The 13,363-nt window shown below is 31.5% G+C and carries 12 protein-coding genes; 8 read left to right on the forward strand and 4 right to left on the reverse strand.

Going from position 1 to position 13,363, the window contains the following annotated elements; genetic code table 11:
* On the reverse strand, positions 1-1,311 hold the full coding sequence (locus ACVCZW_RS15525; RefSeq protein ID WP_452232835.1) for a phenylacetate--CoA ligase family protein: 1,311 nt from the start codon (positions 1,309-1,311) through the stop codon (positions 1-3).
* Positions 1,312-1,395: 84 nt separating this feature from the next.
* On the opposite strand from ACVCZW_RS15525, the gene purD reads away from it, so the two are divergent.
* A complete protein-coding gene (purD, locus tag ACVCZW_RS15530) occupies positions 1,396-2,667 on the forward strand; it encodes a phosphoribosylamine--glycine ligase (RefSeq protein ID WP_452232836.1) in 1,272 nt (423 codons plus the stop codon).
* 3 nt (positions 2,668-2,670) lie between these two features.
* Here purD and ACVCZW_RS15535 read toward each other — a convergent pair whose 3' ends face one another.
* Positions 2,671-2,898 carry a DUF6341 family protein gene (locus ACVCZW_RS15535; protein WP_452230604.1) on the reverse strand — a complete coding sequence of 76 codons (228 nt, stop codon included), beginning with the start codon at positions 2,896-2,898 and terminating at the stop codon, positions 2,671-2,673.
* Positions 2,899-2,945: 47 nt separating this feature from the next.
* On the opposite strand from ACVCZW_RS15535, the gene ACVCZW_RS15540 reads away from it, so the two are divergent.
* Positions 2,946-3,887 carry a DUF6427 family protein gene (locus ACVCZW_RS15540; protein WP_452232837.1) on the forward strand — a complete coding sequence of 314 codons (942 nt, stop codon included), beginning with the start codon at positions 2,946-2,948 and terminating at the stop codon, positions 3,885-3,887.
* Here ACVCZW_RS15540 and upp read toward each other — a convergent pair.
* Complete coding sequence (gene upp, locus ACVCZW_RS15545; RefSeq protein ID WP_452230606.1) at positions 3,858-4,517, reverse strand: uracil phosphoribosyltransferase; 660 nt, start codon at positions 4,515-4,517, stop codon at positions 3,858-3,860. The two genes, ACVCZW_RS15540 and upp, sit on opposite strands and share 30 nt — an antisense overlap.
* A 213-nt stretch (positions 4,518-4,730) precedes the next feature.
* On the opposite strand from upp, the gene ACVCZW_RS15550 reads away from it, so the two are divergent.
* The 3 genes from ACVCZW_RS15550 to ACVCZW_RS15560 all read left to right on the forward strand — a co-directional run bounded on the left by ACVCZW_RS15550 (position 4,731) and on the right by ACVCZW_RS15560 (position 9,293).
* Positions 4,731-7,484 carry an SdrD B-like domain-containing protein gene (locus ACVCZW_RS15550; protein WP_452232838.1) on the forward strand — a complete coding sequence of 918 codons (2,754 nt, stop codon included), beginning with the start codon at positions 4,731-4,733 and terminating at the stop codon, positions 7,482-7,484.
* An 89-nt stretch (positions 7,485-7,573) separates the two neighbouring features.
* Complete coding sequence (locus tag ACVCZW_RS15555; protein ID WP_452230608.1) at positions 7,574-8,182, forward strand: DUF4254 domain-containing protein; 609 nt, start codon at positions 7,574-7,576, stop codon at positions 8,180-8,182.
* A gap of 97 nt (positions 8,183-8,279) precedes the next feature.
* The gene (locus ACVCZW_RS15560; protein WP_452232839.1) at positions 8,280-9,293 is read left to right on the forward strand and encodes a glycosyltransferase family 9 protein; all 1,014 of its coding nucleotides are present in this window, start codon (positions 8,280-8,282) and stop codon (positions 9,291-9,293) included.
* A 276-nt stretch (positions 9,294-9,569) separates the two neighbouring features.
* Here ACVCZW_RS15560 and ACVCZW_RS15565 read toward each other — a convergent pair whose 3' ends face one another.
* Complete coding sequence (locus ACVCZW_RS15565; RefSeq protein WP_452232840.1) at positions 9,570-10,622, reverse strand: 2Fe-2S iron-sulfur cluster-binding protein; 1,053 nt, start codon at positions 10,620-10,622, stop codon at positions 9,570-9,572.
* A 108-nt stretch (positions 10,623-10,730) separates the two neighbouring features.
* On the opposite strand from ACVCZW_RS15565, the gene ACVCZW_RS15570 reads away from it, so the two are divergent.
* From ACVCZW_RS15570 to ACVCZW_RS15580, 3 genes are read left to right on the forward strand one after another with little or no spacing between them, the layout of a single operon-like run.
* Positions 10,731-11,069 (forward strand): PadR family transcriptional regulator, encoded by a 339-nt coding sequence (locus ACVCZW_RS15570; RefSeq protein WP_452230611.1) that lies wholly within the window; start codon positions 10,731-10,733, stop codon positions 11,067-11,069.
* Positions 11,069-11,833: a hypothetical protein gene (locus ACVCZW_RS15575; protein WP_452230612.1), complete on the forward strand. Its 765-nt coding sequence runs from the start codon at positions 11,069-11,071 to the stop codon at positions 11,831-11,833. The genes ACVCZW_RS15570 and ACVCZW_RS15575 overlap by 1 nt, the downstream gene beginning before the upstream one ends.
* Before the next feature lie 42 nt (positions 11,834-11,875).
* Positions 11,876-13,354: a DUF5687 family protein gene (locus tag ACVCZW_RS15580; protein ID WP_452232841.1), complete on the forward strand. Its 1,479-nt coding sequence runs from the start codon at positions 11,876-11,878 to the stop codon at positions 13,352-13,354.
* The last annotated feature ends 9 nt before the right edge of the window (positions 13,355-13,363 follow it).

Genomic DNA, 13,363 nt, shown 5'->3' on the forward strand with positions numbered 1-13,363 from the left:
TTAGTTAAGTAAAGATCTAAATTGTTTTAATTTACCACTTTTAGATCGTTCTATTTTATCTTGTCTTTCAAAAATAACAGTCAATCCTTTTTCTAGGTAATTCGCCATTTCTGCTTTAATGTTTTTAACTTTTTCTTCCGAAATATTTTCAGCACTAGCATAAATAATTTTAAAAGTATCTAATGCATGCTGCTCGATAATAAACTCGGTAATTTTGCTATCGACTTCTATGATACTTTTAGTAATATAGTAAAAAGTTAATCCAGCGGCTTTTTTTCCGCTAGGCAAAATAGCAATATCATTCGTTCTACCAATTAGCTTTTCTAATATAGGTTTTTGTAATGTACTGTTTTTAGAAAGTATACCGATATCACCAATATCATAACGTATAAAAGGATGGGCTTGGTTGTAAAGCGATGTAATTACAATCCTTCCTTCTTCACCAAAAGGTAAAATATTGTCTTGGGCATCTAAAATTTCAACAAAAAGAGTCTCGCTATTTACTTGCCAATCGCCTTCTGGGTTTTGGAAAGCAATTAAGTCCAATTCCGAAGCGCCATATTCGTTAATTATAGGAACATTAAATTGTTTTTCTAGTAGCTTTTTATCGTCTTCAAAAAGCATTTCAGAAGTTACAACACAGGCATTTAATGTCGGACAAACATTTTTTAGAATCACGTTTTTTTTCTGAAGAAACTTGGCAAATTGAACGATTGCACTGGTATAACCATTAATATAATGAAAGGTGGTGTTTTCAAATTGCTTCAAGCATTTTTCGAAAGCAATATCACTTAAATCAAAAACCGAAAACCGATGGCGATTACTTAAAACATCTTTTAAATGTTCCTTATAATACCCTTTTTTGTCTAGCGGAATTCCATAAAAACGTGCTTGCTTTGCCCTACTAAAATCTAAACCAAACCAACCAAATCTGTTTAGTATTACAGACCATGTTAATGCGTGACAAAATTTGTCTTTAGCAAAAACAAAAGGATCTCCAGAAGAACCAGAGGTTTTGTTTAAATATACGTTTTTTGTTGTAAATCCAGCAGAAAGCCTTTGCTTTAAAGGTTGTTGCAAATCGCTTTTTGTTAGTATAGGAATGTTTTTCCAATCGCTAACATGTGCGTTCTCCGCAATTTTTTGATAAAACGAATTGTTTTGCATGTGGTAATTAAAAATATCCTTTTTTTTCTGAACCACATAGGCCTCAAAATCGGCTTCGTTTTTACTTTGAATCTGTTCTAAAACACGACAAGCTTTCTGTATAGGAAAGCCATTTAGTTTCAAGGAAATTTTAAATAAATTCAAACAATAAGATATTTTTGTAAAGTAAATAAAAAATATTCGTGTATTCGATGCATTAGTTTTATTTTTGAGCAAACAAAATACAACATGACTATTTTAATTCTTGGTTCTGGCGGAAGAGAACATACTTTTGCTTGGAAAATATCGCAAAGCCCTTTATGTAAAAACCTTTATGTTGCTCCTGGAAACTCTGGAACAGCAGAGATTGCTACAAATATAGATATTGGCGTTACAGATTTTCAATCGATTAAGACATTTGTTTTAGCACATGCTGTGGATATGATTGTTGTAGGACCAGAAGACCCTTTAGTGCAGGGTATTCATGATTTCTTTTTACAAGACGAAGCTTTAAAACATGTTGCCGTTATTGGCCCTGAAAAAGCTGCAGCAGAATTAGAAGGTAGTAAAGAGTTTGCTAAAGAATTTTTATACAGACATAATATACCAACAGCAGCTTACCAAAGTTTTAACGCAGGTAATGTGGAAGCAGGTTATGCTTTTTTAGAAACATTAAAAGCGCCTTATGTTCTTAAAGCAGATGGCTTGGCAGCAGGAAAAGGGGTTCTAATTCTGAATGATTTAGACGAAGCTAAAGCCGAATTAAAAAGTATGTTAGTAGATGCTAAGTTTGGAGCAGCAAGTAACAAAGTCGTTATTGAAGAGTTTTTAGATGGTATCGAATTAAGCTGTTTTGTTTTAAGTGACGGAAAAAATTACAAAATCTTACCAACAGCAAAAGATTATAAGCGAATAGGGGAAGGAGATACTGGTCTAAATACAGGTGGTATGGGAGCTATTTCTCCGGTACCTTTTGCTACAGACGAATTTTTAAGTAAAATTGAAGAGCGCATAGTAAAACCAACCATTTCTGGTTTGCAAAAAGACAATTTACCATATAAAGGTTTTGTGTTTATTGGTATAATCAAAGTTGGTGACGACCCAAAAGTTATTGAGTATAATGTGAGAATGGGAGATCCAGAAACAGAGGTGGTACTACCAAGGCTTAAGAACGATTTAGTGGAGATATTTCAAGCGATAGCTAATCAGACTTTAGATCAAATAGAAATTGAAATAGATGAACGTGCTGCAACAACAGTTATGTTAGTATCTGGCGGTTATCCAGAAGCATATGAAAAAGGAAAAGAGATTACAGGGATAAAAGATATAACAGATTCTATAGCTTTTCACGCTGGAGCAAAACTAATAGACGGTAAAGTAGTAACTTCTGGAGGACGTGTAATGGCAATTACAAGTTATGGAAACACCTACCAAGAGGCCATAAAAAAATCTTACCAAAGTATAGATAAACTACATTTTGATAAGATGAATTATCGTAAAGATATTGGTTTTGATCTGTAATTCTTATAAATAAGAATGTGCAGAAACAGTTTTGTTTTCTTCGTTGTTTTTATCAAACGTTCTTAATTGAAGCATCCAGTAAACCATTGCTACAAATCCAATAAGAATAAAAATCCAAGAAATGGTGTTTGCGCCAAACCAGTTTTCTAATTCAAATTTTGCTAAAGCACTATAAGGTGCTAATAATACATCAACAAATAGGTCCTGTATTGCGTAAAAAAAGTCTTTCATAATAGTAATAATAGTATATTTACAATACAAAAGTACAAAAAGAGTTAATGATTACAAGTATTTTTAGTAAATCTAAGCCAATAAATTTTTTAATCGTTTTTGTAATTACTGCTTTGGCGTTTTTAAGCGTGAAGTTAAAGTATATACAAGGGCCTGTTACTACCGTGTTTGTTACACAGCAAGTAGGAACTTTTATGGTTGCCTATTTTTCCATTTTGCTATTGAATTTTATTGTAACAAAAAATGAATTAACACTAAAAAGTAATATAGAAATTATATTATTTAGTCTTTTTTTGCTACTAATACCCGAATCACTAGTAAGCTCTAGAGTCATTTGGGCTAATTTTTTTATCCTCTTTGCTTTAAGACGACTAATAAGCTTACGAACTAAAAAAAATATAAAAAGTAAATTGTTTGATGCTGCTTTTTGTATTGCTATTGCTTCTTTGTTTTATTTTTGGGCTATTTTATTTCTTTTTTTAATTCCATTAGTTTTATTGTTTCATTCTAGTGATAATATAAAACATTGGTTAACACCTGTTTTTGGAGTTGCCACCGTTTTTATATTATGTATTGGTGCATCTGTGCTAATAAATAATACCTATTTAGGGTTTTTTAATAGTAATTATCAAATAAGTTTAAACTTTAATAATTATAACACGTTGCCATTTTTAGTAGCGCTAACCTTACTGTTTTCCTTTGGGTTTTGGTCTGTTTTCTACTATTTAAAAAACTTTAGAAAGAAAACAAGAACAATAAGGCCAGCGTTTAAAACCATTTTTTCGGCTTCAATAATAGCTTTTGTATTATTTGTGATTGTGCCTAACAAAAACGGAAGCGCACTTTTATTCTTATTTGCTCCTTTAGCAATAATAATCGCTAGTTATATTGAGACTATCACAGAAAAATGGTTTAAAGAGATGTTTTTTGGTATTTTATTAATTACACCATTTATATTATTAGTGTTGCAGTTTTTTACCAAAAGCTAAATCACCAGCATCACCTAAACCTGGAACGATATAGCCTTGGTCACTTAATTCTGGATCAATAGTAGCAATCCATAAATTAGTGTCTTCACTAAAATTATTGTTTAAAAAATCTACACCTTCTTGAGCACCAATGACACTTACTAAGTGCACGTTTTTTGGTTTTCCAAAAGGTTTTAAAGCTTCAAAAGTGGCAAGCATAGATTGTCCTGTAGCCAACATAGGATCGGCAAGAATAAGTGTTTTGTTTTCTAAACTTGGGCAAGCTAAATACTCTACTATTATTTCAAAACTATCTGGATCTTCTTTATGATGTCTATAAGCAGAAATAAATGCGTTTTCCGCATCATCAAAATAATTTAGTAGTCCGTTGTGTAATGGTACTCCAGCTCTTAAAATAGAGCATAAAACAATATCATTGTTTAGTAAACTCATTTCACAATTTCCTAAAGGTGTTTCAATAGTAGTTGTATTATAGTGGAGTGATTTGCTCATTTCATATCCCAAAATTTCACCTATGCGTTCTATGTTTCGTCTAAAACGCATACTGTCTTTTTGAATGTTCACATCTCTAAGTTCAGAAATAAAAGAATTTAAGATAGAATTCTCTTTAGCTAGATTAAATATTTTCATGCCATAAAAATAGTGATAAAATCGATAATACGTTTAGATGTTAAGCCGACTTTTATGAGTTTTATCTAAAAATTTTGTAATTTTTTAAATTATCTGTGAATAGTTGTAATTTGTTTTATATTTGATTGCCCCCTTCAAAAAATCTACCAAAAATTTTATGCCTGTTTTGTGTTATAGTATGCTGTAATTTAAACATAAAACTAACTAACAAACATGAAATTAAAAATTACAATTCTAGCCTTTTTTACTTTTGCATTTGGTTTTCATACCATGCAAGCTAATGCGCCCTTGTATTTAGAAGGACAAGCTGCAACTGTAATGATGACCACAGATGATAATTCCTTAATTGTTTCTGCAGGTTGTCATATTTATACAGTAAATATGCAATCGTATCAAGCTACTTTATTAACATCCTCTCCTTATGTATCTGAGATAAATTCATTAGCAGTAGATGCTAATACAGGATGGATTTTTTACGTAAGTAATCAAGCTTCAAGATACAATTGGACGGTATATGGTTACAATGTCTATTCGAATACACATAAATCTTTTGGAGATATTAAATCTTATTTTACTTCAAGCGGACATGCAAATTCATCTAGAGGATTAGGTTCTGGAGGAGCCACTTTTTACAATGGTAAACTTTACTTCGCAATGGAGTACCCTACAAGTTGTTATAATTATAGAACATCTGGTGGTGTGGTTAATGTAAAGGATGAATTGAAGAGAGAATTAGAAAGCAGGAAAGTTGAAAACGGTTCAATTTTAAACACTGCTGCCGAAACAAGTACTAGTAGATCCTCGTCAGGAGAAGTTTTACCAAGCGGTAATGATCTTGCAACTAAAAGTTTAACAAAAGAAAAAAGCAACTTTAATGTGCTTGACTATGTTTCCGAGTCTAGTTTAATCGATAACACAAACGATGTAAGTGGTTCTACTAGTATGGGAAGTATTTCTTCTAGTCCAAGAAGTAGTTCGAGTACCGTAAGCGCACAACGTAGTTATAACAGTTATAATAATAGAATTTACCTATTAGAGGTTTGTTTTAACAACCTTTCCGATTTTAGTGGAGATTCTTCTAATATTTCAAATGCTAGTCCTAAATATGATAGTTATGGGTATTCTAGTTTCTTATATAAAGGGGAGCTTGGAGATATTGCTGTAAGTGATGATGGTCAAATTTATGCGGTTACAACCTACCAAATGCAACATTTCGACTTGAATACAAATACGTTTAGTTGGGCAAATAATGAAGATGTCTATGCGCAAATAGCAAAAGATAAAAACAGTAATCTTCATTTACTTAAAAACCAAAAGGTTTGTTCGCATTACGGATCTTGTTCTTCAAGCTGTACTAGAAAAAGTTATGTACAAAGCTATACGCAACCAGGGCAATTGCAAACATGTAACAATATTCAATTAGGAAGTTTAATCGAGATTCAAGGTTTATCTCCTGAAGATCGAGGTAAAATAACAGATGCTGCAGATTATCTAAACTTAGTGGTAGATGTAGTAGTTTCTTATAATTTAGAAGGAACTATTTTTGATGACGATAACGAGAACGGAATACAAAATACACAAGAAGGTTATGTAGACGATGTAAGAGTAACTTTATATGCAGATAGTAATAATAATGGCGCTTTAGACGCAGGTGACCAAGAATTAGCGGTTACTTCATCGGATGAAAACGGGTATTATAACTTTACTAATATTAGTGAAGAGGATGTCTTAGTAATTGTAACAGTACCTGAAAATACTGAAGAAAATACATATACTTCAACAACCAATGAAGTGGTAGTAATTACAACAACAGAAGATGTTTCTGGAGTTGATTTTGGAATCCATCAAAATGCCTTAATTAACTATACTATTGATGGAATTGTATTTGATGATGATAATGAAAATCAAACGTATGAAAACGAAGAAGCTTATTTAAATAACGTTATCTTATTTTTATATGCCGATAGTAATAACGATGGTGTTTTAGATGAAAATGACGAGAAATTAGCAGTAACTAGATCCGACGAAAACGGTTATTATAGTTTTGGTAATGTAAGTGAAGAAAACGTATTTGTGGTTGTTGTTACACCTGAAGATACAGATGAAAACACATATATATTAACAACAGATGCTGTGGTTGCAATTAGTGCCACTGAGGATGTTGCCGGAGTCGATTTTGGAATTAATGAAGATGTTGTTTTAATATTCAATATCTCTGGTATAGTATGGGATGATAATAATAGAGATGGTGCGCAAGATGTAAGTGAAACGCCTTTAACAGATGTTGTTGTTAATTTGTATAATGACTTAAATGAAAACGGCGTTTTAGACTCTGGAGATGAATATGTAGATACTAGATTTACATCTTTCTCTAACCCTAATTATACCTTTAGTAATGTTACAGCAGGTATGAAAATTGTACAAGCAATAACACCGGAAAATAACCCACCATTCTTATCTTTCACTACTACTTTTGATTTAGATAATGGAACGAATAATCCAGATGGTTTCTATGCATTTAATTTACAAGAAACAACAGAAGGAGTTGATTTTGGTATCGATAAAATATTTGGAAACTCTAAAATAGAAGTAGATGGTGGAAAAGATCTAGGGAAATCGGATACAACGGTTACTAATGAGCAAACACTTGATAATACGGTAATAAAAGAATTTACGCAAAATAGTCAAGATTTAGATGAAGAAACAGTAGCCTTATATAAGGATATAAAATTATATCCTAATCCTGCAACGAAATACATAATTGTAAAATCAGATATATTAGATACGAATACTATTATTAACGTATACAGTATTACTGGTAAGCTAATTATGACTAAAGATTACAGTGCAGAATCTAATTTAAGGGAAGTGAAACTCAATTTAGATCAATTAAGTGCTGGATTATATCTTGCAAAAATTTCAACTAGTGATAATAAAACAATCGTTAAACGATTTGTTAAGCAGTAATTAAACTAATCTAATTTGATTCCAAAAAGCCGCTTTAAGCGGCTTTTTTGGTTTCATTAATGTATATTTGCAATCAAATAAATTAAAATATGTTTTCAGAAAAAGCCAATAAAATATTTCAAGACGTAATTAATACCTACCACGTTTTAAATACTGTAGACCAACCTTTCACTAACATTTATGATAAAGAAGCGAATGTATTAGAACATTTGTTATACCGAAAATGTTGGATAGATACAGTGCAATGGCATTATGAAGATATTATAAGAGATCCACAAATAGATCCTGTTGCTGCTTTAGCATTAAAACGTCAAATAGATGCTTCTAACCAAGACAGAACAGATATGGTAGAGTATATTGATAGCTATTTTTTAGAAAAAAATAAAGATGTTTCTGTAAAAGAAAATGCTACAATTAATACCGAAAGTCCTGCTTGGGGAGTCGATAGATTATCTATTCTAGCTTTAAAAGTATATCATATGCAGGAAGAAGCAACTCGTACCAATGCAACAGATGCTCATAAAGCTGCTTGTCAAAAGAAATTAGACATCTTATTAGAACAACGTGTAGATTTATCCACAGCAATAGATACTTTGTTAAAAGATATCGAAAATGGAGATAAATACATGAAAGTGTATAAGCAAATGAAAATGTATAATGATGATGAGCTTAATCCAGTTTTAAGAGGTCAGAAGTAAAAAAAACATACAACTGTCAGTCTGAGCGCAGTAAAAGACTAAAGGAGAGACAGGACATAAAAACACTTTTACTGCGCTCCGTGTGACCGTATTTATAATGTCTAAAAAACCAAAACACATATTAGTTATCCGGCTTTCTGCAATGGGAGACGTTGCTATGACGGTTCCTGTTTTAAGAGCGCTTACCCAACAGCATCCAGAAGTGAAGATCACCGTTTTAACACGTGCGTTTTTTGCTCCTTTTTTTAGAGATTTAAAGAACGTTACTGTTTATCCAATAGATTTAAAAGGAAAGCATAAAGGGGTTTTCGGACTTTTTAAACTTTCAAAAGAATTAAAAAAATTACATATTGATGCCGTTGCAGATTTGCATAATGTGTTGCGTACTAAGATTCTAAAAGTCTTTTTCTTCGGAAGAAAATATATTCAGATAAATAAAGGTAGAGCAGAAAAAAAAGCATTGGTTTCTGGTGCACATTTCAAACCACTAAAAACATCTCACGAGCGCTATGCAGATGTTTTTAAAGCACTTGGTTTTCCTGTAGATTTAAGCAATCCTACTTTTCCGGAAACAATTAAACTTCAAAAAAATACACGTTCTAAAACAGGAGATAAAACCAAAAAATGGATAGGTATTGCGCCGTTTGCTGCTTTTAAAAGTAAAATGTATCCTTTATCTGCAATGCGTGTGGTAATTGAAGCACTGTCTAAAGAGGATACTGTTTTTCTATTTGGAGGAAAACAAGATATTCAAGAACTACAAGGTTTAGTGATAAACAAGAACGTAGTTAATTTAGCAGGACAATTAAGTTTAAATGAAGAATTAGATGTTATTTCTAATCTAGATGTAATGTTGTCTATGGATTCTGGTAATGCGCACCTTGCAGCAATGCTTGGTATAAAAGCAGTTACTATTTGGGGAGTTACACATCCTTTTGCAGGTTTCTCTCCATTTAATCAACCAGAAAATTATGCACTGTTGGCAGATAGAAAACAGTTTCCCTTGATACCAACTTCTATTTATGGAAATTCGTTTCCTGAAGGCTATCAAGATGCTTCAAAAAGTATTTCTCCACAAAAAGTGGTAGACACTATAAATGCTATAATTTAAATATTTAAGGTATTGTTATTGAGAATTTTAGGTCTTAAAATGGAAAACCCTACTCCGAAGAGTAGGGTTTATTTTAAACTTACCATAAAATAAATAATCCCTAACTATTATCATTTATCGTTTAAAACTGCAACGAATATATTTCGTTTATTTTTTAAAAAAAATTAACCTCTAGGAAAAGATAATATAATCGTTAAAGTGTATATTTTTTAAGCTAAAACCAGATTTTCATCGATAAAATGTTGTTACAAGAATGATTTTAAATATTTTTTCTGTTTATACATCGTCGTAGTCCACAATAATTTTAGAAGTTGTTGGATGTGCTTGACAGGTTAAAATTAAACCTTCCGCCAATTCACTTTCTGTTAAAATATTGTTTTGTCTCATTTTGGCTTCTCCTTCTGTAATTCTAGCAATACAACTACTACAAATTCCGCCTTGACAAGAATACGGCGCATCTAAATCTTTGTCTAACGCAGCTTCAAGAATAGATTGTTTTTGAGACATAGTAAATGTGGTTGTTTCATCATCTACAGTAATCGTTATTTCGGTTTCCCCTTCTACAGCATCTTCATTTACAGGAGCTGGTTTTGCAGCCTTAAAAAGCTCGAAATGAATTCTTTCTTGTGGTATTTCATGTTCTGTTAAAACATCTTTAACCGTATGAATCATGGTTTCTGGACCACAAAGGTAAAAAGCATCTACATCAATATGTTTATGCTTGTTTTTCATAACATAATTCACCGTACTTTTTTCAATTCTACCAAAAATAGCATCCTCTTCATCTTCTTGACTAAATACAAATTGAATAGAAAAACGCTCTTTGTAATTATGATGCAAGGCTAGTAGCGCATCCAAAAACATAGTGTCTTTAGTCGTTTTGTTTCCGTAAACTAAAATAACTTTACTGTGTACTTCTTCTTCCAAGGCACATTTTATAATGCTTAATACAGGAGTAATCCCGCTTCCTGCAGCAAATGCAGCTATATTTTTAGTTTTAGAGTCGTTAGGTGTAAATACAAACCTTCCTTTTGGTGAAGCGACTTCTAGAACATCTCCAACTTTTAAACTATTATTTGCATAGGCAGAAAATGTCCCACCTTCTACTTCTTTTACGGCAACTTTTAATTCGCCACTCTTTGGAGAGGAACATAAAGAGTAATCTCGTCTTACTTCATTACCATTAATTGTGGTTTTTACCGTTATATATTGTCCTGCTTGAAAAGTAAAAGTCTCTTTTAGGTTTTCTGGTACATTAAAGGTTATCGTAACTGATTTTTCAGTTTCTCTATGGATATCTTCAATGGTTAATTTATGAAATTGCGACATATTATAATTTTTTGTAAAAATAATGAAGCATTTCCGTTTTGTCTTTCTTTTCTATTAAAATTTATACCTAATTCTTTTATGCATAAGAATTTTATGTATATTTGATTTATGGCAAATAATAAATTGTATAAAGGGAGTTTAACAACCATTATATTAAAGCTTCTTAATGAAGGAGATAAAATGTATGGCTATGAAATCACGCAAAAAGTAAAAAGTATTACCAACGGAGAATTAAAGATAACGGAAGGTGCTTTATATCCCGCTTTACATAAATTAGAAGCAGAAGGCTTGTTGGAGGTTGAGGTAGAAAAGGTAGATAATAGATTGCGAAAATACTATAAGCTAACCGAAAAAGGAAGCAAGGAAACCCAAAGTAAACTGCAAGAACTTCAGGATTATATTAAAACCATGCAACTTCTGGTAAACCCTAAATTTAGTCTAGATTAATGAATAGTTTAAGTAAAGAAAAGCAACAGTTTATTTCGAAAAAAACAGAAAAGCATAAAATTTTAAGCCCTACTTTGAAGGTTAATAAAGAACAGGTAGAGGATCTTTATACATTCACTATAAAACATTTTGTAGAACATTACGATTTGCAAACAGAATTAGTAGATCATCTAGCAAATGATATAGAATCTATTTGGATAAAACACCCCAATGTATCCTATGAGGATGCGCGGGATAAAGCGTTTAAAAAGTTTGGTATTTTTGGTTTCATGAGCGCTATTGAGCAACGTCAAAAAGCAATGCATAAACGCTATTTAAAGTTTTTATGGACAGAGCTTAAACAATGGTTTACTTTACCTAAAGTACTAAGTGCGATTTTACTTTTTTTACTTTTTCACACCGCTTTTTCTACGTCTTTGGCTAATTACTTTTTTGTTGCCTTTTATTCTATAATGGTTGTTTTGGTTCTTATTAAAAGTGTGCAGTTAAAAAGACAATTTAATACACGAAAAAAAGCATCGCACAAAAAATGGTATTTAGAAGAAATTATATTTAAACAAGCCGGAAGCTCTAGCATTGGATTAATTGCACAATTACATCTTTTGGTTAATTTTTCAAATAATATCTTTGAAAACTATTATTTCGTATTCGGTTTTTCTGTGTTTTCCACATTACTTTCTCTTTGGCTTTTTGTAACTTTTCAAGTCTTACCAAATAAAGCAGAACAATTATTAAAAACAACATATCCAGAATTTTGTTTGTAACAAAAACAAGTTCGGGAGTACTAATACTCAAAACCAACCATAATGATAAAACGTTTTTTAGACTTAGAGTGGAAACAATTTACTAGATCGGCAAGTTTTGGTAAAAGTGTAGCGCTAAAAATAGTAATGGCCTTTTTTGCCTTGTATTTTGTTGCCATGTTTTTAATCATGGGAATTGCAATGTATCCATTACTTAAAAAAGTATTTCCAGAAAGTGATCCTTTTGTAATGTTTAATGGGTTTATTTTCTTTTGGATTTTAGGCGATTTAGTAATCCGTTTTTTCTTCCAGAAATTACCGGTAATGAGTGTCAAACCGTTACTTACGCTTCCTATAAAACGAAGTAAAGTCGTAAATTTCGTATTGGGAAAATCTGCATTGTCCTTTTTTAATTTCTTGCCTTTATTTGCAATAGTGCCATTCGGTATTACACTTATTCTAAAAGATTACAACGTTTCTGTTGTTTTGGTTTGGATGCTTACTATCGTGCTAATTACACTGATAAATAATTTCTTAAATTTTATTATTGAAAGCTTATCGGCAAAAACAGAATTATCTTTTTTACCGATTATACTTTTTGCAGGATCTCTTTTTGCATTAAACCATTTTGAAATAATTAATATTGCCGGGGCTTTATCTCATGGTATTCAAGCTGTTTCTAATAATCCGTTATTATTAATAGTGCCCATGCTAACTTTAGGGGGTCTATACCTCTATAATTTTAAAATTCTTCGTGAAAAATTATTTTTAGACAGTTCCTTAAAAACCAAAACGGAAGCGGTAAACGCTTCTAGTTTCGAATGGACTAAAAAGTTTGGAGATATTGCTCCTTTTATGCAATTAGATTTAAAATTGCTTTGGCGTAATAAACGTCCAAAATCAGCAGTATGGATGGTTTTATTTGGTCTTTTATATGGCTTATTCTTTTATCCAAACCCGATGTATCAAGATAAAGAGTTCTTGTTTGCATTTGTTGGTATTTTTGTAACTGGAATTTTTCTTATCAACTTCGGGCAATTCATTCCTGCTTGGGATAGTGGTTACTACAAGATGCTAATGAGTCAAAACATTAAGTACAAACAATACTTAAAATCAAAATACACTTTAATGACTTTAAGTGTTATTATTTTATTTGTGTTGAGTATTCCTTACGTGTACTTTGGTTGGAAAATTTTACTAGCGCATTTTGCAGCAGCAGTTTATAATATTGGAGTGAATACGTATGTCATATTGTTAGGAGGTTCTTTTAATCGAAAAAAAATTGACCTAAGTCAAAGAGCAGCGTTTAACTTTCAAGGTACAGGAGCTGTACAATGGATTATTGGTTTACCACTAATGCTTTTACCAATGGGCATATTTGCAATTTTCAATTTTGCTTTCAATTTCGAAATAGGTATTCTAGTACTTATTCTTTTAGGTGTAATAGGAATTATTTTTCACCAAAAAATAATGAAGTTTATAACCAACAGATATTTAGCTTCAAAATATAAAATGATTGCTGCTTTTGATCAAGATAACTAAAATATAAAA

The sequence above is a fragment of the Lacinutrix sp. MEBiC02595 genome, assembly GCF_053601555.1.